Raw genomic sequence first — 20,597 nt, 5'->3', positions numbered from 1 at the left:
TGAATGCAACCGGCCCCGCCTTCTGGCGGGGCCGGTTTTTTATTGTCGCTCCCATCGTCAGCAGATGAATCCAGGCTATTGCCATCCCCTGTGCACGCAGGCACCACTGGGCTGCCAAGATCCCATTTTTGCCCCGCAGCTTTGGCAAAGTCCGCCCCTTGGCGCTATCTTGTTGGCCCACTTCTCTTTGCTTCGAGAACCGATGAAGATCCTCGCCGTCACCGCCTGCCCCACCGGCATAGCCCACACCTACATGGCCGCCGAGGCGCTGCAAAAAGCCGCCGACAAGCTGGGGCTGAAGATCAAGGTTGAAACCCAGGGCGCCATGGGACTGGAGAACATTCTCACCGCGCGGGACATCGCCTGCGCCGATCTGGTGCTGATCGCCTCCGACATCGAGATTGAGCAGAAGGATCGCTTCCTCGGCTGCCGGGTTCGCCAGGTATCGCTGGAATCCGTGCTGCTGAACGCCAACGCCGTGCTCAAAACCGCCACCGTCGACGCCTGAATGCTCACCCGCGAGCTCACCTTCTTCTGCCAGCTGGGATTGACCATCACCCAGGCCAAGCAGCTGAGCCGGCTGGCCGGACTGTTCAAGTCCCATATCCAGTTCATCAACGTCAGCCGCCGCCAGACGGTGGAGGCCACCAACCAGCTCTCCCTGCTCACCCTGGCCACCCAGCCCGGCGATCTCTGCCTGCTGCTCATCGAAGGACTGGATGCCGAGCTGGCCCACATGGCCTTTACCTGCTGGTGCGTGGAGCTGGGCCAGCCCCTTGGCCGCCCCGCCACCGCCGCCCAGGCCGAACAGCGTCTCGGCCTCGCCCAGCCCGACTACTGTTTTTCCCTCGCCCAGCTGGGGCACGCGACGGCATCGCTGGACAAATCCCTGGCCCTGAGGGTGCTGGTCGATCTCTTGCCCGTCGAGCTGGTGCGCGACAGGCCCGCGCTTGAGCAGGCCATCGCCACGCGCGAGCAGATCGCCGCCACCATCATCCGGCCCGGCCTCGCCATGCCCCACGTGATCTGCCCCGCCATTCGCCAGCCCGCCCTCTCGCTGCTCAGTTGCGCCGAGCCCATCGAGTGGGGATCGGCGCTCGGGCCTGTGCAGACCATCATATTGCTGGCGATCCCGGCCGGGCTCGCCCCCGAGCAGTTGCGCCCCCTCACCCGGCTGGCCCGCGCCATGATGGACGAGGTGGTCAGCACGGCGCTCTTGCACGCAGGCTCGGCCCCCGCCCGTCAGGCCATCGTCATTGAAGGGTTGCTGAGCTGAGATGCACTGAATCGAGTGCAAATTCACCTCGTTCATTGCCCCCCAGGCCGTTGGCCTGCCGGGTGAGCGCATCCCCATGCCCCATCCACTCGGCCCCCTGTGATACACTGCGCCATCCCCTGTTTTTGGTATGCATGCGATGAAATCTGCCCGCTCCCGTCTCTCCCTCCAAGGCCGCACGACTGCCTCCGGCCGCACCGCACAGGATGACGCCAACCGGCCCGGTCTTGCCCGCTCGCGGGCCGGCACCCGGCACGCACACGAGGCTGAACAGGCCGGGCAGAAACCGCAGGTGGACCCCGCCGATCGCAAGTTGCTGCTGCTGAACAAGCCCTACATGGTGCTGTGCCAGTTCACCGACGAGGCGGGACGGGAGACCCTCAAGGATTACATCAAGGAGCCCGGCATCTATGCCGCGGGCCGGCTGGACAGAGACAGCGAGGGGCTCTTGCTGCTCACCAACGACGGCAAGCTGCAGGCGCACCTCACCCAGCCGGGGGAGAAGACCCCCAAGACCTACTGGGTGCAGGTGGAAGGGATTCCAAGCGAGGAGGCGCTGGCCGCCCTGCGCGCCGGAGTCGAGCTCAACGACGGCATGACCCTGCCCGCCGAGGCAAGGCTCATGGGTGAGCCCGCTGTGTGGCCGCGCACTCCGCCCATTCGCGAGCGCAAGGAGATCCCCACCCGCTGGCTCGAGATCAAAATCATCGAGGGGCGCAACCGTCAGGTGCGGCGGATGACGGCCCATATCGGCCACCCCACCCTGCGCCTTATTCGCTACGCCATCGGCGACTGGACCTTGGGTAACTGGCAAGAAGACGGGCTGGCCCCCGGGCAGAGCCTCAGCCTGCCCGCCCCCGAGTTGGCGCCGGCCCAGCGCCAGCGCAAACCCTCATCACCCCGCCCGGATGGCAGCGCAGCCAAACCGGCAGGCGAGGCGCCACGGCGGGCAAACCAACCGAGACGGGATCAACGGCCCCGCAGCACCGCATCGACCACTAGCCCGACCGGCGGCAAGCCCCGCAGCAGCGGTCGCGGCACGGCCCGCCGTCCCGCCCGTCACACCACAGACAAGGAGTCATCATGATGGATCGCCCGCCGATGGAAGAGAGAATGCAAGCCAGATTGACGGTTGCCGCCCTGGTGCACTGGCAGGGCCGCTTCCTGCTGGTGGAGGAGGAGATCAAGGGCCAGCGCCGCTTCAATCAACCCGCCGGCCATGTGGAACCGGGCGAAAACCTGATTGAAGCGGCCTGCCGCGAGCTGAAAGAGGAGACGGGTCTGACCGCCGCCCCCAGCGCCTGGCTCGGCACCTATCTGTTCAAACCGGCCGACAGCGAGGCCACCTTTGTGCGCACCGCCGTCATCTTCGACCTTGAAAAGGCACCGGGTCAGCACCATCCAGAGGATCCTGACGGCGACGTGCTGGCTTGCCACTGGCTCACCCTGGAGGAGATAGCCGAGTGCAAACCGGCCCTGCGCAGCCCGCTGGTGTGGCAGTGCATCCAGGACTATCTGGGGGGCACCCGCTTGCCACTGTCGGCGCTCAAGGCCTTTATTTGAGGCCATTTGACGCTCTTTTTTGGCCTCAATGGCCAGCAACAGAAAAACGATTTCCTGCCGCTGCGCGCCCGATGGGAGCCAGGGCATGGATATGTGACCGGGGGCGCGAAATTCTGGTAGAATACGCCCCGTTTAAACGAACTGGTAACTTCGACTAATGACAGACAACAGCCAAATCAAGGTGATCGTCGGCATGTCCGGCGGCGTGGATTCTTCCGTCTCGGCCTACCTGCTGCAGCAGCAGGGTTATCAGGTCGAAGGCTTGTTCATGAAGAACTGGGAAGAAGACGACACGGACGAGTATTGCTCTGCCTCCCAGGATTTGGCTGATGCCAAGGCCGTCTGCGACAAGCTGGGTATGAAACTGCATACCATCAATTTCGCCGCCGAGTACTGGGACAATGTGTTCGAGCACTTCCTCGAAGAGTACAAGGCAGGCCGCACGCCGAACCCGGATATCCTGTGCAACAAGGAGATCAAGTTCAAGGCGTTCCTGGAATTTGCCGCCGAAGAGCTGGGTGCCACCTACATAGCCACCGGCCACTACGTGCGCCGTGACGACAGCACCGGCCACCCGCGCCTGCTGCGCGGTCTGGATAGCAACAAGGATCAGAGCTACTTCCTCTACACCCTGAGCGAGAAGCAAGTGGGTCAGAGCCTGTTCCCGGTCGGGGATCTGGAGAAGCCGGAGGTGCGCCGCATCGCCGAGCAGCTGGATCTCATCACCGCCAAGAAGAAAGACTCCACCGGTATCTGCTTTATCGGTGAGCGCAAGTTCAAGGACTTCCTGGCCAAGTTCCTGCCTGCCCAGCCCGGCCCCATCGAAACCGTGGACGGCAAGGTGATCGGCGAGCACCAGGGGCTGATGTATCACACCCTGGGCCAGCGCAAGGGCCTCGGTATCGGTGGTCGCAAAGACGCCACCGAAGAGGCCTGGTACGTGGTCGACAAAGAGGTCGAGCGCAACGTGCTGGTGGTGGCGCAGGGCGAGCATCCCCGCCTCTACTCCGATGGCCTGATCGCGAGCCAATTGCACTGGGTGGATCGCACCCCGGTCCGCGCCCCGCGCCGCTGCACCGTCAAGACCCGCTATCGCCAGCAGGATATTCCCTGCCTCATTCAGCCCATCGACGATGAAACCATCCGGGTCATCTTCGACGAGAAGCAGGCTGCTGTGACCCCGGGCCAGTCCGCCGTCTTCTACGACGGGGAAGAGTGCCTGGGCGGCGGTATCATAGAGCAGCGTTTCAGCCACCCGGTATAAATGAACAACGAGGGCCGCAACGCGCGGCCCTTTGCAGACCGCATTCGGCCCGCAGGCTTGAATGTGTTTTGAATAATTAACAGAAGGCCGCGAACGTGAGCGACAAATTCCAAGACAGAACCATGGCCTTTGCCGGCATCTGCCAGGCAGCCTATCTGGTACAGAAAGTGGCCCGCGACGGCAGCTGCGACGAGGCCTCGCTGCGCGAGAGCCTGCAAAGCGTGCTGGTGACCGACCCCAAGCAGCCGCTGGAGGTGTTCGGCAACCACCTGGCCATTCGTGATGGCTATCGCGCCCTGGTCGAACAGCTGGGCTCCGACGGCAGCCAGAAGAACGCCGAGCTGACCCGCTATGTGGTCAGCCTGATCGCGCTGGAGCGCAAGCTGGCCAAGCGCAAGGACATACTCAACATGCTGGGGGAGCGGATCGGTCAGATCGGCCGCCAGCAACAGCATTTCGATCTGCTCGACGAGCAGATCCTGGCCAACATGGCGAGCATCTACAGCGATCTTATCAGCCCGATTGGCCCCAGGATCCAGGTGGCGGGCACTCCGCTGTTCCTGCAGCAGCCGCTGGTGCAGCACAAGGTGCGTGCCCTGCTGCTGGCGGGCATACGTGCCTGCGTGCTGTGGCGCCAGCTCGGCGGCAGCCGCACCCAGATCATCTTCGCTCGCAAGAAGATGGTGGAATTGGCCAAACGTTTTTAAGAATCGGCTCGGGCTCCGTCGTTAGAGGCCGGAAGCAAGGTGAAGCGCAGCGCAGGTACCGGAGTTTATGTCGATAAATAAGGATGCCGAGCAGCACATGAGCCTTGATAACGGCCTAGCAACAGGCGCGCGAGTTGATGAGAATCCCCCACACCAAACATCAGGAGTTCACCCCATGGAGCTGTCCGCGCTGACTGCTGTTTCCCCGATTGACGGTCGTTATGGCGACAAGGCCGATGCCCTGCGCCCTATCTTCTCCGAATTCGGCCTGCTGCGTTTTCGCGTCGAAGTCGAGGTGCGCTGGTTGCAGAAACTGGCCAGCCACGCCGGGATCCCGGAAGTCCCTGCCCTGAGCGCGGCCGCCAACGCCCTGCTCGACGGCATAGTCCTCAACTTCAACGAGAGTGACGCCGCCCGCATCAAACAGATAGAGCGCACCACCAACCATGATGTGAAAGCGGTGGAGTACTTCCTCAAAGAGAAAGTCGAAGTGAACCCCGAGCTGGCGGCCGTCAGCGAGTTCATTCACTTCGCCTGCACCTCGGAAGACATCAACAACAACTCCCACGGTCTGATGCTGAAAACCGCCCGTGACGAGGTCATCAAGCCTTACTGCGAGAAGCTGATCAGCGAGCTCAAGCGTCTGGCCCATGAGTACCGTGACATGCCGCTGCTGTCGCGCACCCACGGCCAGCCTGCCACCCCGAGCACCATGGGCAAGGAGATGGCCAACGTCGCCTATCGCCTGGAGCGCCAGTTCAAGCAGATCATGGCGGTGGAGATCCTCGGCAAGATCAACGGTGCTGTCGGCAACTACAACGCCCACGTCAGCGCCTATCCGGAAGTGGACTGGCACCAGTTCTCCGCGGAGTTTGTCACTTCGCTGGGCCTGAACTGGAACCCCTACACCACCCAGATCGAGCCGCACGACTACATTGCCGAACTGTTCGACGCCATGGCCCGCTTCAACACCATCCTCATCGACTTCGACCGCGACGTGTGGGGCTATATCTCGCTGGGTCACTTCAAGCAGCGCACTGTGGCGGGCGAAATCGGCTCCTCCACCATGCCGCACAAGGTCAACCCCATCGACTTCGAGAACTCCGAAGGCAACCTGGGTCTGGCCAACGCCGTGTTCCAGCACCTGGCCTCCAAGCTGCCCATCTCCCGCTGGCAGCGTGATCTCACCGATTCGACCGTGCTGCGCAACCTGGGTGTGGCGGTCGGTTACTCCCTGATTGCCTATCAGGCGACCCTGAAGGGCATCTCCAAGCTGGAAGCCAATGCCGGTGCCATGGCCGCCGATCTGGATGCCAACTGGGAAGTGCTGGCCGAGCCGATCCAGACAGTCATGCGCCGTTACGGCATCGAGAAGCCCTACGAGAAGCTCAAAGAGCTGACCCGTGGCCGCCGCGTCGATGCCGAAGGCATGCGTACCTTCATCGACACCCTCGAACTGCCGGAAGCGGTCAAGGTCGAGCTGAAGAAACTGACCCCGGCCAACTATATCGGTCAGGCTCAGCGTCTGGTTGATCTGCTGAAATAAGCGGATAAATGACACTACCGGGGCCCTGTGCATGATCTGCAACAGGGCCCCGGTTATTTTATGTGACACCCTATACACAGTTTGCAAGAGGGCTTGCCCGAGGCCGGCAGCCGCCTCTGGCAAGACCTCTCTTGACCTTTGTCGAACCCTTTGACGAGAAGACCTATGTACGAACTCAATCTGGATATCGCTCACTTCCTCGAGCATCATTGGCAGAAGCGCCCGCTCCTTATCAAGGGCGGCTTCAAGAATTTTCAGGATCCCATCAGCCCGGACGAGCTGGCGGGTCTGGCCATGGAAGAGGTTATCGAGTCCCGTCTGGTGACCCGCTTCGACAACAAGTGGGAAGCGGCCCACGGCCCCTTCGAATCTTACGATCACCTGGGGGAAGAGAACTGGACCATACTGGTGCAGGCCTGCAACCACTGGGCCCCGGAGGTCAATGAGCTGGCACTGCCGTTCCAGTTCATCCCGGGCTGGCGCTTTGACGATGTGATGGTGAGCTTCTCCACCCCTCATGCGGGTGTCGGTCCCCACATCGACAACTACGATGTCTTCATCACCCAGGGCCTGGGCAAGCGTCACTGGCGCGTCGGCGATGCCAAGCCTCTCAACGAGTTTGCCGCCCACGCCGCGCTGCTGCACTGCGAACCGTTCGAGGCGATCATCGACGTCATCATGGAGCCGGGCGACATCCTCTACATTCCGCCTGGATTCCCCCACGAAGGCTACGCCATCGAGCCTTCCATGAACTTCTCCGTGGGCTTCCGGGCGCCGGATGCCAAGGCGCTCATCTCCTCCTTTGCCGATCACCTGATCGACAACGAGGTGCGCACCGAGCGTTATGGCGATGGGGATCTCAAGCCCCGCGCCCGCCACGGCGAGATCCTGCCCCACGAGATGCACCGTCTGCGCGAGCTGATGCAGCAGGCCCTCGATGACGAGACCCTGTTCAAGGAGTGGTTCGGCACCATGATCTCCGAGGCCAAGCACGATCTGGACGTCAATCCGGTCGAGCCTGACTACAGCGCCGAGGAAGTGGCCGACCTGCTGACCCAGGGCGAACCCGCCATCAAGGTGCCAGGCCTGCGCACCGTCTGGTTCAGCGGCGACAGTCAGCAGTGCTATATCGACGGCGAAGCCTGGACCCTGGCAAGCGAAGATGCAGCCGCCATCTCCCTGCTGTGTGACAAGGACATCATCACTCAGGCCGACATGGTTACGCTTACCGATCAGGCCGGTTTCCTGCAACTGCTGACTCGTCTGGTCAACCGTGGTTACTGGTTCTTCAGCTGATTTTTCTGACTGACAGAAACGACAGAGGCGCCTTGATGGCGCCTTTTTTGTTACTCCGCGGCAGTACAATTAACAATCGATTCGCGAAGCTGAACCCACTCTTGACGAACAAACAGATGGTGCTTTCTTGAGCGAAACCGGACCAGTATCATGCGTCCGTCCCTGTTCAGAAGAGAAGCGTCACCATGCAGATCACCTCCCGGCCCATGCCGCTGCCCGATTACAGCAAGTATCCCTCCTACCCCGACGTGACGCCTGAGCAGATCAATCAGGCCCGCAACCAGGCACTGGACAAGAAGGATGAGGTGCAGGCGCAGAGCGAGGAGAAGGCAACCGCCCGCAGAACCATGGCAGTCTCCTATACCGCCCACCAGCAGGATAAAGCCGTGGTGGAGCGTTACCTGCAAGCAAGCGGGCAAGAGAGCAGTGAAACAACCGCCCCCAGCGCCACCGACATCTATCGGATGGAGAATCGCTACCAGCGCCAGCAGGTGCGCATCGACTACCTGCAATACCGGCAGAGCCCGCTTGGAAAACAGCTGGAGGGCATGACGGGTGCCGAGGATCGCAAGGGTAACCTGCTCGATACCAGCGCCTGAGCAAGACCCTGTGCAGAGCGTGGGATGACATAAAAAAGCCCTCGCTGAGGGCTTTTGAGTTTTGCCGATAAGGGCACGGCTTATTTTCGGCACTGTCACGCTCAATACGGGCCCTTCATGGCCCAGGGATTGAGAGGGTACTGGCTGCGTTATTTAGGAATAAATGCATTCTTGTAGAAGGATCTGAATCCATTATCCGGCACCTGAAACTCAACCCCATTGTGCAATGACAATGAGGCATCGCCAGTCTTATTCATAATTGCACCATAGCGCGCATAACCACTTTTGCCATCGTGATACATAAAGTCCATCCGCGAAACCAGATCGTTGGTTTTCTTGAACAACCGGCCAACAATCGGCGAGTCTGAGGACATGGGATTATTGATGGTCCGCAGTAGTTTCATACTGGTATAGTCACCATTGTCATCCCGGGTCAGCAGATAATGGTAGCGGGTCTCGGGAGCCTGCAGACCATTTAACCGATAGATCAAATTCACGTTGGTACCGAGTGCCAGTGCGTTCAGACCATAGGTTATCGGTGCATCGCGCTGACCGACAAAGTCAGATATTATCCTGCGTGCTACACCACCTTTCACCTGATAGATATGTCGGGTAGTAAAGATAAGGAACATGGTCTCATCAAGGCCATTGATGGCAACCACATCCAGCGGATATTCTTGCCACTCCAGATTTAATTGACTCGTCAGCTCATTGCTACTTGTCGGGGCATCTTCCAGGTGAGAGGTCAAGAAAGCGCGTGAAAAGCTTGAGCCGTTGCCCAGCACTACAAATATTGCGGCGCGACTATTATTGCTTGCCTGACTCTCAACGGCATGCCAGCAGGTATGCAAATCACTATCCGGCCACCAGTTATTGATTGGTGTGTTGGCTCCCGCAGTGAAGAAATTCGATATATTACCCTGGCCTGGCTTCTGAATATTGGCAAAGTTATAAATCCTGCCATTTCTTGGGGAGGTTACCAATGCCCCTGGCTGAGTATAAATCGGATTATCATGATCAGCGATACTTGGGACGTAATCCCAATCGGTATTCATGGTCTTTGCATCAAATGCGCATACCAAGGTGCGCTTCCAATGGCTAACTGCACGGCAAATATACGTTCCCAGGTCTTCATACTCAAGCCCCCGAGGTTTAATATACTCGTTGGTATATCTCGCAATCGGGGTGGGTTTGATATCTTCTTTTTTTAGTAACGTGTAGATCCATTGGGCGATGGCCACCACTATGCCTATCACCGCAATAATAATCCCCAGGGGGCCGGCAATGGCAAAGCCCATAAAAGAGGCCACGGCGACGCCCAACGCCACCGTGGCGACCAACATATTGATTGCCGCAAATATAATATCCCCTATATCGCCACCCTCGACAGCCTGATATAGGTTATACGCGGCCAAGGCCGCCCCCAGCGCCGCCAACCCGACAAAGCATATATTGATAATTCGGGTGATATTTTGCGTGGCGAGAAACATCTTGCTGGCTATCTGCCGCTCTAGCACATTCGTGAGATGCTGGCCTTTGGCGGTAAGATTGCTCAAAAATTGACTGAATTTCCCCATGTTGATGGCAATGCTATTGATGATGCCTTCACCATTGCCATAAATAAACATGGTCACTTTATCAAGGAATCGACCGAGTTGGATCAGATTCAATGTCACATCAAACAGGGCCGCCCCCAACTCCATCAAAGGAACAGGGTTGCTCCATTCCTCCCGATCGGTCACCGTCAACCAGGTAAAGTTGCCCACCCCCAGCAACAAGGTGAACACGGAAAGGAATGAATCAATGGGGAAGGCAGCGGGAGCCACACCGGAGAAGGCTGTGGAATCCATACTGCCCGTCGCCCCTGCCAGAGCAGGATATCTTTGAAGAATACGCTGCCGGGCATTCCCATCCTGCAAGGTGCTCGTTCTCAAGCTCATATTATTCAGTTCATTCCAGAAGCTATCCGGGCTATTTTGGTTGAAGAAATTGTTCCAGAAGGTGCGCTGAGTACCACTTTCATTTCTCAACAAGGTCACCACATCATCGAAATTTCTCCTGTTGGCCAGGACTGTGTATTTCTCGCTTTGGTGACCCCAGCTCATGTTCATGGCAAACCCGCTGTAAACAGAACCCGCCATGGTGCGTTCAAATTTTTTCAGCTCATCACTGGAGATGTGACTACCGGATGAGATATTGAGTGCTCTTACTTTATTGATGGTGTTATATACTTTCCACATCGCCTTTTCAAATGATGAGCCTGACCCCACATATTCCTGAACTTTAAAAGAACTGATAAGTTCGTCTAACACCTCATTCTTGGAGTAGTGCCCGATAAGTTGACGAGCCCAGCTTTCTCCCCCTGCTTTGTAGGCGGTTAACTTTCCATTTTGACAATAATGGGTGGCGACAGAGTATAGCTGATCGATAATCTCTTTAAATTGCGCCCCCTTTTCTGCTTGCTTGATATTCGCATTTACCTTCACCATATCCCAAGAGTTATACAGCTTCCGGTCAGCCACTGTGACATCTTTTTGTTTGCTATATGAGTGCTGCAACAAGCCACTCACATATTCAACCATATTATCGGTAAAATAGCGTCGATTGCTGTTGAAAATGGCGTTGACCGAGTTGATGCCATCACTCATTGTCAGCACATTATTATTAGGCTTCATGCCAGCGCCCAAGTCTGCACTTAATGTGCTGTTCTGATACTGGAATTCGAATTTCATCAACTCTTGAAACATCACCTGGGCAAGATATTGAGCCTCATCAGTTTCTTGTACAAAGTTGACCCGATTTGAATCAACGGTGGGCTGGTTAGACGCCATCACGTAAAAGTCGATCGCATCCAGTTCAGAGAAAGTGCCACTATTCAGGATAGAAATGGCGGCCTTCACCGGGGCAGGAAAAACGCTGCTCGCCGCCAAGCCAAGCAATGACATGGAAGAGAAAGTGAGGAAATCGCGACGACCCTGTGAAACTTCACGATGGATTATTTCTGAAAGTTTTTTCATATAATATATCCCTATCAGTGCTCAATGGTTTTTCCAGATTGATCGATATTTTCAGACAATAGCCGGGCAGGCCATATCATCATGACCGAGCATATGGTTGTTGTTTTCCGGTGAGAAAATAAAATAGGTTACCGCATCAGAATGATTGATACGCATATGACAGCAACGCTACCAATATATATAAGACAAGGGAAGATATAGATAATCAAGACCATGGCAATCGCGCCGGGCCTCCTTGTTTATATATTTCACAACCTACCTTTACATCCTCATTTGAGTCAAACATCAATAATGAGGTCAAACCAGAAAGTGTTACCCGTTAGACAAAAACAGATCTTGCCGAGAGCAAAATTGTAACAAGATATTGCAACGAAACACGTCCGGAAAAATGCAACGACGTGCAATCAGACAGCGGGTCAGCACCGTCATATTCAGGGATATGGCGACTTGCTCCGTATATCCCGACACAGGGCCAAGATGTGTTTACTCAATTGCATGGTCGCGGGTACTGCCCAGGATGATGGAGCGAGGGAGAGCAGCGACTCATCGGCTATTCGAGGGGGAAGGCAGAGCACTTGCTGCTCATTCAGATAACAAAACGGCAGCCTCAAGGCTGCCGTTTTGTTGCTCATTGTTCTTCGGGGATCTCGTCAAACAGAGGGTGGTAGAGTACCTCACCAGCCATGCCGGCCAGCCCCCCTTCCTGCAGCTCCATCGCCAGAAAACAGTCGGCGGGCACCTCGTAGATGCAGTGCAGGCCGAACTCGCTGGCGGGACGAAAACCGAAGCGACCGTAATAGGTCGGGTCGCCGAGCACCACCACCGCCTTCCAGTCCATCTCCAGCGCCGTATCCAGCCCTTCACGCACCAGATCCGAGCCTATGCCCTGCCCCTGCCAATCCGGATGCACGGCCACCGGCGCCAAGCCGAGCCAGGGCCCTTCCAGGCCGTTAATGGTGATCGGGCTCAGCATCAGGTGCCCCATGAACTCGTACTCTTCCTCTTCGACCATGGTCACCACGGCGGCGCCACACTCGCGCAGGCGGTTGACCAGTTCGGCCTCATCGGAACGGCCAAAGGCGGCGCTCACCAGTTCATAGACCGGCAACATGTCGCCGGGGCGCTCGGTTCTCAGCATACAGCGTTACTCCTCGTACAGCAGAGAGGGCATTATTCCACAAAGTGCCGGTCAGCCTGAGCACCTTTGTCCAGAAATGGGAGGGTGGGCTCAGGAAAACGAGCCGCAAGTTGCCGCAGCAACCCCAGCAAGGCCGCCGGCGTCAGGGTGTCAATGGCCTCGCGGTAGGCCGCAAACAGCTCGGCATCCTCTCGCTCAAGCCGTGCCAACGCCAGCTCGGGCCCCTGATGCCAATGCCCGGCCAGCTCATCGATGAGGGCAGGCAGCTCCACCAGCAGCCAGAGCTGGCGATAGCGCCCTGCCACCGCGTCCCCGGCACTGGCCCCGGTCGCGGGCAGGCCGGTGCGTCGCGCCATCCTGCCAATCCAGCCGAGCCGCTGCTGTCGCTGCGCGCGGGTGAGCAGGACGGGCCCCTGGCGCCGCAGGCTGGCCAGTTGCAGCAGGCAGGCAAGCCCCTGCTCATCCCTGTCCTTGAGCAGCACACCACCCAGCAAAGGCAGCCGCTCGGGTTCGGCCAGATCCAGCTCACTGAGCGGATAGCAGATGACATCGAACCAGGCCCCATCATCAGAGGCGACCCCCGGCGAGTCGGGGTCATAGCCCAGCTCATCCAGAAACAGGGTGAGCTGCCACGGGCGGCCATGGTCCAACCCTGTCTGTGCATCGGCACCCTGCAGGATAGCCACGGCCACCCGCTCGTCCGCCAGCCAGGGCGCCAATTGCCGATTCACTGGCTCGGGCAGGCTGATGGCCCTGTCCAGTCGCCAATAACTCACCTCGCACGGCTGCTGGGCGGTTCGGCCGCGCAGCCCGCGATAGTGCATGCCGAGCTTGGCCATCACCCGGCCGGAGGCGAGGTTGCCCGGCATGTGGCGCGCGGTCAGCGCCGGCAGCTGCAAGGTGTCGAATGCAAAGGACTTGACCCGCTGCGCCGCCCGGGTGGCCAGCCCCTGGTTCTGCCAGGGGACGCCGACCCACCAGGCCAGCTCGCCGTTCCAGTGCAGCGAGATCACCCCGACCAGCGGGGCCACCTCATCTCCCTGTGGCAGCGTCATGGCCCAGCTCCAGCCCAGCCCCAGTGCCGCCTTGCGCCAGCTGCTGACGAGCCAGTCACGGGCCCCCTCCGGCGGGTAGGGGTGGGGAATGTTGAGGGTATAGCGGGAGAGCGCCTCGTCGCCGCAGTAGCGCACCACTGCGGCCTCGTCGTCGGCCAGCAGCGGCCGCAACACCAACGCAGACAGCGCAGACGAGGAGGACGCAGCAGCGGGCTCGCGCAGCAGGGGCACGGTCAAACGGCGGGCGAGCAGGCGGTTGAGCACGGCGCCCATGTCGTCGTCCGCGGTCAGCACCAGATCGGCCCCGAGCGGACCCAGGGTGAGCAGACCGCTCTCCTTGGCCAGGGTCAGCAGGGAGGCAGAGGCGCTGATGAGGATCTGGCGGCTGGGGTCCGCCTGAACATCCGCGATCAGATCGCCGTCGAGCCAGGCGGCCAGCAGCGACGTCGCCGAGAGGAGACCGTCGGGTCGGCAGGTGGACCAGAGATCCTCCTCCTCTGCCAGATGGGACTCTGCCTCCTTGCTGAGCAACAGTTGCCAGCGATGGCCCTGCCGCTGCCAGGCCTGCAGCACTTGGGCCCAATGGGGTTGCCACAGCGCCCGTTCGATCAGCAGCTCCATCAGCCGGCCTGACAGGCCGCAGGCAGGCTCAGGTGGCGAGGATGGGCTTCTATGCGGGCGATCCAGGCCTGGATGGCGGGCCAGCCCTGCAGCGAGAAGATCCCCTCCTCCGCCACATGGGTGTAGGCATAGAGGGCGATATCGGCGATGGTCGGTGCCTCGCCGCACAGGTAGGGGGTGCGCTTGAGCTGCTGCTCCATCACCGCCAGCGCCCGCTCGCCACCGGCCTTGAGGCCGTCGAGTCGCGCCTCCTGGGACTCGGGGCGGCCCAGATAGTGAACGATAAAGCGCGCCACCGCTATGTAGGGCTCATGGCTGTACTGCTCGAAGAACAGCCACTTGAGCACCTCGGCCTGCTGACGCGGCTCCGCCGGCCAGAGCGCCGAGCCCTGCGCCAGATAGAAGAGGATGGCGTTGGATTCCGCGAGGGTATGGCCGGGGGCCAGCTCCAGCACCGGGATCTTGCCATTGGGATTCATGGCCAGAAAGGCCGGGGTTTGGGTGTCACCGGCCTGGATATCCACAGAGACCCAGTCGAGAGGCAATGCCAGCCAGCGAGCCAGCAGCCACCCCTTGTAGCAGTTGCCGGATCTCAGATCGCCATACAGACGCATACAGACTCCTTGTCAGCACAGGGTTGCAGAGGATAAGCGGGGGATCAGGGGGCCAGCCGCTCTATGTGCCAGCCTTCCCCTTCCCGGCTGTAGTAGAAGCGGTCGTGCAGCCGGTGCTCGCCACCCTGCCAGAATTCGACCGTGTCGATGACCACTCGGAAGCCGCCCCAGAAACTCGGCAAGGGCACCTCGCCCTTGGCGAATTTCTGTTTGAGTTCGAGGAATTTGGCCTCCAGCACGCCGCGGGCCGAGATGCGGGTCGACTGCTGGGAAACCCAGGCGGCTATCTGGCTGTCCTTGGGGCGGCTGTGGAAATACTTCATCACCTCGAAGGTGCTCATCTTCTCCACCCGGCCGGTCACGTGCACCTGGCGGTCCAGGGTATGCCAAGGGAAGAGCAGGCTGATGCGGGGGTTGCCCTCCAGCTGGCGCGCCTTGCGGCTGCCCATGTTGGTGTAGAACACCATGCCCTCTGCATCGTAGTGCTTGAGCAGCACGGTGCGCTGCCAGGGTTGCCCCTCGGCATCCACGGTCGCCACCACCATGGCGGTGGGGTCGGTCAACTTGGCCTCGCAGGCCTGGGCCAGCCACTTCTCGAACAGTGCCAGGGGGTCGGCCGGCAGATCGGCCCGGTGCAATCCGCCCCGGGTGTATTCACGGCGCAGATCAGCCACATCCATCATCTTGATTTTCCTTCTCTCTTGCCGCCGATGCGGCCATGCGTGCTGGCATTGTGCGACGAGCACGCCATGGGTACAAGCCTCAGGGCGGCCAAATGCCAGCGCCCAAAAAAAGAAAGGGGGGCTTGCGCCTCCCCTTTTCTGCCCACACCCGGCTGCGGGCTTATTGCTTGCCGGCGGCCGGTGGACAATGGGCCAGCATGCGCTGGTTATATTCGGCCGCATAGGCCCTCAGCCTGGCCTGAGCCTCTTTCTGATCGGGCTTGATGACATCCCCCAAGCCCTCCAGATAGCGCACGCCACAGCGCGCCTTGGCCGCTTCCTGCTCACCGGTCGCAATGCCGGGCACCACTTCGCCACGCCCGGCTCGCACTATCAGCCGGTAATCCTGCCTGGCAAGGCTGGCGCTGACCGCCTGCTCCAGGGTGTCGGCATCCGCCTGACAGCCCCCGAGCAGCGTGAGCAGCAGCAAGCCGGTGACTCTCATGCCCGCCTCCGTTGCCAGCCGAGCAGGGCCAGCGCCAGGGTCCAGAAACCGAGCGTACCGCCACCACCACCGCCCGAGTTGCCGCCACTTTGCACCACAGGCAACTTGAGCGGGCTGATGGCGAAGAAGATGTTGTCGCTGCAGGCCACTTTCAACCTGACGCTGCTGGTGAGCTTGGCCGGCAGGGTGACGGTGGCCGAGCCGCTGTTGGGCTGGCCGGTGGCCAGGGTCGCCCAGTTTGCTCCCTCATCCTGAGTCACGGACAGGTCTACCTTGCTGCAGTTGATCGGGGCCGCGCTGGTGCCCGCCACATCCCAGCCGACCGCCTGGCTGGCGCCCGGCGTCACCATAACGCCAAGGGGACTGGTCAGGCGGAAGGCGCTGCCGGTGTTGACCACCTGCACCTTCATGTCATCGCTGGCGACGCCGCCCTTGCCGTCACGCGCCGTGAGCCGGAAGTTGAGATCCCGGTTGGTGGTGGGCCAGGCCTCGCCCTTGGCCAGCGAGCCGGAGAGCAGGGATGGCAGGCTCGGCAGGATCCGCTCCGGCGAGCTGGTCGGCGACACGAAGCGGAACAACGGACGGGAGCCGTCATCGATCATGTCGAGGGCGCTGCTGGACGGGTTGCCCAGATCAATCTGCTCCCAGGTGTAGGTCAGGGGATCCGTGTCCAGATCAGCCCCGGCACCCTTGAGCACAAACGGGGTATTGGCGGGAATGATATGGCTGGCCCCGGCAGCCGCCTGGGGAGCATTGTTGGCAAGGGGCAGCGTGGTGCCGCAGGTCGGCACGGTTGCCATGTGCGCCCGCATCTGCTCGATGGATTTGCTGTGGAAATAGGGGTCACTGTGGGGCTGGATGTTCTCGTCACCACAGATACCGGCATAGGCCATGATGGAAGTGCCGCTGCCCGGCTCCCAGGCCTGTGCCGCCTCACGGTTGCCACCGCCACAACTGCCAGTGGTGCCGTTGAAGGTGTGGTCGGCACCGAACTGGTGACCGATCTCGTGGGCCACGTAGTCGATAAAGAAGGCATCCCCCACCGGGGTGGATGAACCCGTCATGCCGTCCGACTTGGTGGCCGTACAGAGCACACCCAATCCGGCCAGACCACCACCGCCCGTGTTGACCACATGGCCTATGTCGAATGGTCCCAGCGCCCCGCTGGGCAAGGTCTGCGCATTGGCCTGCACCGCGCCGTTGACATCGACATCCGTGTCGTCATTGCTGAACGGATCGCTCGCCGGATCGGTAAAGATGATGGCGTCATTGCCGCTGGCCAGCTGGAACTCTGCCCCCACGTCACGCTGGTACACCTCGTTGACCCGGTTGAGCAGGGTGGCGAGGGCGCCCATGGTCAGCACCTTGGAGCCCCCGTGGAACTGGGTGTACTCCCCGGCCGCCGAGATGGCGATGATGTAGCGCTTGCGCTCGTTGCCATCCACTTGCACCTTGCGGGCCAGGGCTTTGGCATCGGCCCCGATCACCTTGTCGGCCTCCTCTTCCAGCCGGCTGTAGGCATCCTGCTGGTAATAGACGGCATAGCCTTCGGCATTGCGCAGCGGGTCGACGAACACCGTCTTGCCCTGGTGGGTGAACATGGCGTGGAAACCTTGCGGGCCCAGGTCGAAGCGACCCGTCTCCACCGGCGCCGCCGGGTTATGGCCCTTGAAGGTCAGGATCTCGGGATACCTGGCGGCGAGATCGGCGGGCAGCAGGTCATAGGCCTGCAGGGTGAAGCTCACCTCACCCCCGTCCGGCAGTGGCAGGGTCAGCTGACGCGCCCCGGCCTGCAGCCCGGCAAAGTAATCGAGGGGCACCTTGGCCACCCGGAACTGGTTGGCCCGCACTTCATAGCCGTCCGCCGCCGTGGCGCGCGCCGCCACCGTGTTCCACTCCTTGGCCGCGAGGCCACCCGAGCTCATCAGGCTGGCCACGACCAGCGCCAAGGGAGAATATTTCATTAACTGCATCTTTTTAGTCCTTTTAAATGCACTCACCTGAACTGCAACCGGCATCATTTTCCTGCTGGTCTGATTAGTCCAGCGCCATCGTCTGTATATTCCCCGAATGGGGAGTGTTGCACCAACCCTGTCTAGCCCCTATCATTGCGCGGATTTATCAGTTTTAGAGCTGCGTCACCATGACGACGGTTCGTCTTTATCTGACCAAGGTTAATCTCATGCTCAAATCCCCACTGTTGCCCCGTTTCGGGGACCTGATCGTTGCCATTGTTGACGATGTGCTGGGCCAGGGTCTCACTCTGGACCGCGCCTATGCCCGTCACTTCTCCGGCATCGAACTCAAACCGCAAGAACAGGCAAGGATTGCTCTGGTCACTGGCGATCTGCTGCGTCGCCTCAGCCTCTATTGCGCCCTGACCGGCATTCAGGTACGTCAGGCCGAGAAGAATGTCTGGCCGCTGCTGCACAGCTGGCACGCTTTTCACAAGATAGCTCAACCCAACCATCCGACCCTGGATCGTTTCAATGAGGAGGCATTCCGTCGCCGCCTGACCGAAGCGAAGAAGAACCCCGTGCTGATGGACGGTTGCCCCAGCTGGCTGGAAAAACTGGGCAGCGAGCAGCTCGGCGAGGCCTGGCCTGCCGAGCGCGCCGCCCTGGCCTGGATGCCCAAGCGTTACCTGCGGGTCAACACCCTCAAGTGCACCCGTGAAGAGCTGCAGGCCATTCTGGCCAAAGAGCATGTCACCACTATTCCCGTTGAGGGCGTGGATACCGCCCTGCAGGTCACCTCGGACGCCGCCCTGTTCCGCACCAAGGCCTTTGCCGATGGCTGCTTCGAGCAGCAGGATGCAGGCTCCCAGCTGGTGGCTGCCGCGCTGGAAGTGGCACCTGGCATGCGCGTCATAGACGCCTGCGCCGGCGCCGGCGGCAAGACGCTGCACATCGCCGCCATGATGAACGGCAAGGGCCGTCTGCTGGCGATGGATGTGGAAGAGTGGAAGCTGGAAAACCTCAAGCAGCGCGTCCGTCGCGCCGGTGCCCACAACGTGGAAACCCGCGTCATCGAGAGCAGCAAAACTGTCAAGCGCCTCAAAGGCACCGCCGATCGCGTGCTGCTGGACGTGCCCTGCTCGGGCCTGGGCGTGCTCAAGCGCAACCCGGATGCCAAGTGGCGCGATACCGCCGAGCGGCTGCCGGTGCTGGTCGCCCTGCAGGAAGAGATACTGCAGCGCTACAGTCAGATGGTGAAGGTCGGCGGCCTGCTGGTCTATGCAACCTGCTCCATCCTGCCCCAGGAAAACCGCCAGCAGGTGGACAAGTTCCTGGCTGCCAACGACAACTATCGTCTGCGGGATGACCACACCGTCAGCCCGTCCGCGACCGGTTTTGACGGCTTCTACATGGCACGGATCGAACGCATCGCCTGATGCCAGTCGTGGAATAAAAAAAGGGGAGCCATTGGCTCCCCTTTTTGCATGATGCAGATACGACCTTATTCGGCGGCAGTGTCATCCTGCTTGTGCTTGGCGGCCGTTTCCTTGATCAGGGTCTGCAGCTCGCCGGCCTGGAACATCTCGATCAGGATATCGCAGCCACCGACCAGCTCACCCTCGACCCACAGCTGCGGGAAGGTGGGCCAGTTGGCAAACTTCGGCAACTCGGCACGGATGTCCGGGTTTTGCAGTATGTCGACGTAAGCAAACGGCTCGCCACAGGACATCAGAGCCTGGGAGGCCTGGGCAGAGAAACCGCAGCTGGGTAGCTTGGGGGAACCCTTCATGTAAAGGATGATGGGATTGTCAGCCAGCTGCTGTTTGATCTTTTCAATAGTTTCCATAGGTGCCTCACTAGAGCGATTTCGGCGGCCATTCTACTGCAATCCGGGCAGACCACAAACTGACAAACCGTCCCGGATGCAAGAAGTGATGAATCAATACGCCGCAGCTTGATCCAAGTCATGGCGAGAATCAAGAGTTGTTAGCCCATCTTTGATGCTGGTACAATCGACGGGCTTTGGGCCGTTTGGCCCCATCATTTCAAGAACAATTCTTTTCAAAATAGAAAAGAGTACGCAATGTCTTGCAACCGTCGCCTTCGCACGGCCAGCCAATGGAGAGTAGAAAATGGCATTCGAACTTCCCGCTCTGCCCTATGCAATCAATGCTCTGGAACCGCACATCTCCCAGGAAACTCTGGAATACCACCACGGCAAGCACCACAACACCTATGTGGTCAACCTGAACAACCTGGTGCCGGGTACCGAGTTTGAAGGCAAGTCCCTGGAAGAGATCATCAAGACCTCCACTGGCGGCATCTTCAACAACGCCGCCCAGATCTGGAACCACACCTTCTACTGGCACTGCCTCTCCCCGAACGGCGGCAACGAGCCGACCGGCGCCCTGGCTGATGCCATCAACAAGGCGTTCGGCTCCTTTGCCGAGTTCAAGGATGCATTCACCAAGTCTGCCATCGGCAACTTCGGTTCCAGCTGGACTTGGCTGGTGAAGAAAGCCGACGGCTCCCTGGCCATCGTCAACACCTCCAACGCCGGCTGCCCGCTGACCGAAGCCGGGACTACCCCGCTGCTGACCGTCGACCTGTGGGAGCACGCCTACTACATCGATTTCCGCAACCTGCGTCCCAAGTACATGGAAACCTTCTGGACCCTGGTCAACTGGGAATTCGTGGCCAAGAACCTGGCTGCCTGATAGCCGCTTCTTGCCAAAACGCCCCGCACTGCGGGGCGTTTTTTTATGGCTCTGTCCCA

Annotated in this window: 19 protein-coding genes; 11 read left to right on the top strand and 8 right to left on the bottom strand. The window is 60.1% G+C overall.

What is annotated here, in order from left to right; genetic code table 11:
- Positions 1–202 precede the first annotated feature (202 nt).
- The 9 genes from BN1118_RS19495 (at position 203) to BN1118_RS19455 (ending at position 8,251) form a co-directional block, all read left to right on the top strand.
- Complete coding sequence (locus BN1118_RS19495; RefSeq protein WP_043557594.1) at positions 203–508, top strand: PTS fructose transporter subunit IIB; 306 nt, start codon at positions 203–205, stop codon at positions 506–508.
- Positions 509–1,276, top strand: coding sequence for a PTS sugar transporter subunit IIA (locus BN1118_RS19490; protein WP_043557593.1), 768 nt, complete (start codon positions 509–511; stop codon positions 1,274–1,276). It begins immediately after the preceding gene.
- Positions 1,277–1,415: 139 nt separating this feature from the next.
- On the top strand, positions 1,416–2,363 hold the full coding sequence (locus BN1118_RS19485; RefSeq protein ID WP_043557592.1) for a pseudouridine synthase: 948 nt from the start codon (positions 1,416–1,418) through the stop codon (positions 2,361–2,363).
- 14 nt (positions 2,364–2,377) lie between these two features.
- Positions 2,378–2,839: an NUDIX hydrolase gene (locus BN1118_RS19480; RefSeq protein ID WP_098985193.1), complete on the top strand. Its 462-nt coding sequence runs from the start codon at positions 2,378–2,380 to the stop codon at positions 2,837–2,839.
- 157 nt (positions 2,840–2,996) lie between these two features.
- Positions 2,997–4,103: a tRNA 2-thiouridine(34) synthase MnmA gene (mnmA, locus tag BN1118_RS19475; protein ID WP_043557590.1), complete on the top strand. Its 1,107-nt coding sequence runs from the start codon at positions 2,997–2,999 to the stop codon at positions 4,101–4,103.
- A 95-nt stretch (positions 4,104–4,198) separates the two neighbouring features.
- Positions 4,199–4,810: a high frequency lysogenization protein HflD gene (gene hflD, locus BN1118_RS19470; RefSeq protein WP_043557589.1), complete on the top strand. Its 612-nt coding sequence runs from the start codon at positions 4,199–4,201 to the stop codon at positions 4,808–4,810.
- A gap of 175 nt (positions 4,811–4,985) precedes the next feature.
- Entirely contained in the window at positions 4,986–6,356 is a 1,371-nt protein-coding gene (purB, locus tag BN1118_RS19465) for an adenylosuccinate lyase (protein ID WP_043557588.1), read from the top strand.
- Between the two features lie 165 nt (positions 6,357–6,521).
- Complete coding sequence (locus BN1118_RS19460; RefSeq protein WP_043557587.1) at positions 6,522–7,652, top strand: ribosomal protein uL16 3-hydroxylase; 1,131 nt, start codon at positions 6,522–6,524, stop codon at positions 7,650–7,652.
- 185 nt (positions 7,653–7,837) lie between these two features.
- Positions 7,838–8,251, top strand: a complete 414-nt coding sequence (locus BN1118_RS19455; RefSeq protein WP_043557586.1) for a hypothetical protein — start codon at positions 7,838–7,840, stop codon at positions 8,249–8,251.
- Positions 8,252–8,400: 149 nt separating this feature from the next.
- Here BN1118_RS19455 and BN1118_RS19450 read toward each other — a convergent pair whose 3' ends face one another.
- The 7 genes from BN1118_RS19450 to BN1118_RS19420 all read right to left on the bottom strand — a co-directional run bounded on the left by BN1118_RS19450 (position 8,401) and on the right by BN1118_RS19420 (position 17,836).
- Positions 8,401–11,268, bottom strand: a complete 2,868-nt coding sequence (locus BN1118_RS19450) for a hypothetical protein (RefSeq protein ID WP_043557585.1) — start codon at positions 11,266–11,268, stop codon at positions 8,401–8,403.
- Positions 11,269–11,896: 628 nt separating this feature from the next.
- On the bottom strand, positions 11,897–12,406 hold the full coding sequence (locus BN1118_RS19445; RefSeq protein ID WP_042872058.1) for a GNAT family N-acetyltransferase: 510 nt from the start codon (positions 12,404–12,406) through the stop codon (positions 11,897–11,899).
- 32 nt (positions 12,407–12,438) lie between these two features.
- Positions 12,439–14,082 (bottom strand): GNAT family N-acetyltransferase, encoded by a 1,644-nt coding sequence (locus tag BN1118_RS19440; protein WP_084214202.1) that lies wholly within the window; start codon positions 14,080–14,082, stop codon positions 12,439–12,441.
- On the bottom strand, positions 14,082–14,696 hold the full coding sequence (locus tag BN1118_RS19435) for a glutathione S-transferase family protein (RefSeq protein WP_043557584.1): 615 nt from the start codon (positions 14,694–14,696) through the stop codon (positions 14,082–14,084). Before BN1118_RS19435 ends, BN1118_RS19440 begins: the two co-directional genes overlap by 1 nt.
- A 44-nt stretch (positions 14,697–14,740) precedes the next feature.
- Positions 14,741–15,379, bottom strand: coding sequence for a pyridoxamine 5'-phosphate oxidase (gene pdxH, locus BN1118_RS19430; RefSeq protein WP_043134720.1), 639 nt, complete (start codon positions 15,377–15,379; stop codon positions 14,741–14,743).
- 160 nt (positions 15,380–15,539) lie between these two features.
- A complete protein-coding gene (locus BN1118_RS19425) occupies positions 15,540–15,863 on the bottom strand; it encodes a hypothetical protein (protein WP_043557583.1) in 324 nt (107 codons plus the stop codon).
- Positions 15,860–17,836 (bottom strand): reprolysin-like metallopeptidase, encoded by a 1,977-nt coding sequence (locus BN1118_RS19420; protein WP_043557582.1) that lies wholly within the window; start codon positions 17,834–17,836, stop codon positions 15,860–15,862. The genes BN1118_RS19425 and BN1118_RS19420 overlap by 4 nt, the downstream gene beginning before the upstream one ends.
- A 209-nt stretch (positions 17,837–18,045) precedes the next feature.
- On the opposite strand from BN1118_RS19420, the gene BN1118_RS19415 reads away from it, so the two are divergent.
- Complete coding sequence (locus tag BN1118_RS19415) at positions 18,046–19,257, top strand: RsmB/NOP family class I SAM-dependent RNA methyltransferase (RefSeq protein ID WP_043557581.1); 1,212 nt, start codon at positions 18,046–18,048, stop codon at positions 19,255–19,257.
- A 65-nt stretch (positions 19,258–19,322) separates the two neighbouring features.
- Here the strand turns inward: BN1118_RS19415 and BN1118_RS19410 are convergent, their stop codons facing one another.
- Positions 19,323–19,667 (bottom strand): Grx4 family monothiol glutaredoxin, encoded by a 345-nt coding sequence (locus tag BN1118_RS19410; protein ID WP_043557580.1) that lies wholly within the window; start codon positions 19,665–19,667, stop codon positions 19,323–19,325.
- A gap of 286 nt (positions 19,668–19,953) precedes the next feature.
- Between BN1118_RS19410 and sodB the strand changes: the two genes are divergently transcribed.
- Entirely contained in the window at positions 19,954–20,538 is a 585-nt protein-coding gene (gene sodB, locus BN1118_RS19405) for a superoxide dismutase [Fe] (protein ID WP_005319233.1), read from the top strand.
- Positions 20,539–20,597 lie beyond the last annotated feature (59 nt).

It is taken from the genome of Aeromonas bestiarum (genome assembly GCF_000819745.1).
Lineage (GTDB): Bacteria > Pseudomonadota > Gammaproteobacteria > Enterobacterales > Aeromonadaceae > Aeromonas > Aeromonas bestiarum.
The sequence above is the reverse complement of the archived record's forward strand: the minus strand, read 5'-3'. Positions and strand labels throughout refer to the sequence as shown.

Bases quoted from the DNA above. Each gene is read 5' to 3' on its own strand.
- sodB (WP_005319233.1), top strand. From the start codon at position 19,954: ATGGCATTCGAACTTCCCGCTCTGCCCTATGCAATCAATGCTCTGGAA.
- BN1118_RS19445 (WP_042872058.1), bottom strand. From the start codon at position 12,406: ATGCTGAGAACCGAGCGCCCCGGCGACATGTTGCCGGTCTATGAACTG.
- BN1118_RS19440 (WP_084214202.1), bottom strand. From the start codon at position 14,082: ATGGAGCTGCTGATCGAACGGGCGCTGTGGCAACCCCATTGGGCCCAA.
- BN1118_RS19455 (WP_043557586.1), top strand. From the start codon at position 7,838: ATGCAGATCACCTCCCGGCCCATGCCGCTGCCCGATTACAGCAAGTAT.
- BN1118_RS19490 (WP_043557593.1), top strand. From the start codon at position 509: ATGCTCACCCGCGAGCTCACCTTCTTCTGCCAGCTGGGATTGACCATC.
- pdxH (WP_043134720.1), bottom strand. From the start codon at position 15,379: ATGATGGATGTGGCTGATCTGCGCCGTGAATACACCCGGGGCGGATTG.
- BN1118_RS19495 (WP_043557594.1), top strand. From the start codon at position 203: ATGAAGATCCTCGCCGTCACCGCCTGCCCCACCGGCATAGCCCACACC.
- BN1118_RS19410 (WP_043557580.1), bottom strand. From the start codon at position 19,667: ATGGAAACTATTGAAAAGATCAAACAGCAGCTGGCTGACAATCCCATC.
- BN1118_RS19460 (WP_043557587.1), top strand. From the start codon at position 6,522: ATGTACGAACTCAATCTGGATATCGCTCACTTCCTCGAGCATCATTGG.
- BN1118_RS19450 (WP_043557585.1), bottom strand. From the start codon at position 11,268: ATGAAAAAACTTTCAGAAATAATCCATCGTGAAGTTTCACAGGGTCGT.
- BN1118_RS19420 (WP_043557582.1), bottom strand. From the start codon at position 17,836: ATGCAGTTAATGAAATATTCTCCCTTGGCGCTGGTCGTGGCCAGCCTG.
- mnmA (WP_043557590.1), top strand. From the start codon at position 2,997: ATGACAGACAACAGCCAAATCAAGGTGATCGTCGGCATGTCCGGCGGC.
- BN1118_RS19480 (WP_098985193.1), top strand. From the start codon at position 2,378: ATGGAAGAGAGAATGCAAGCCAGATTGACGGTTGCCGCCCTGGTGCAC.
- purB (WP_043557588.1), top strand. From the start codon at position 4,986: ATGGAGCTGTCCGCGCTGACTGCTGTTTCCCCGATTGACGGTCGTTAT.
- BN1118_RS19485 (WP_043557592.1), top strand. From the start codon at position 1,416: ATGAAATCTGCCCGCTCCCGTCTCTCCCTCCAAGGCCGCACGACTGCC.
- BN1118_RS19435 (WP_043557584.1), bottom strand. From the start codon at position 14,696: ATGCGTCTGTATGGCGATCTGAGATCCGGCAACTGCTACAAGGGGTGG.
- BN1118_RS19425 (WP_043557583.1), bottom strand. From the start codon at position 15,863: ATGAGAGTCACCGGCTTGCTGCTGCTCACGCTGCTCGGGGGCTGTCAG.
- BN1118_RS19415 (WP_043557581.1), top strand. From the start codon at position 18,046: ATGCTCAAATCCCCACTGTTGCCCCGTTTCGGGGACCTGATCGTTGCC.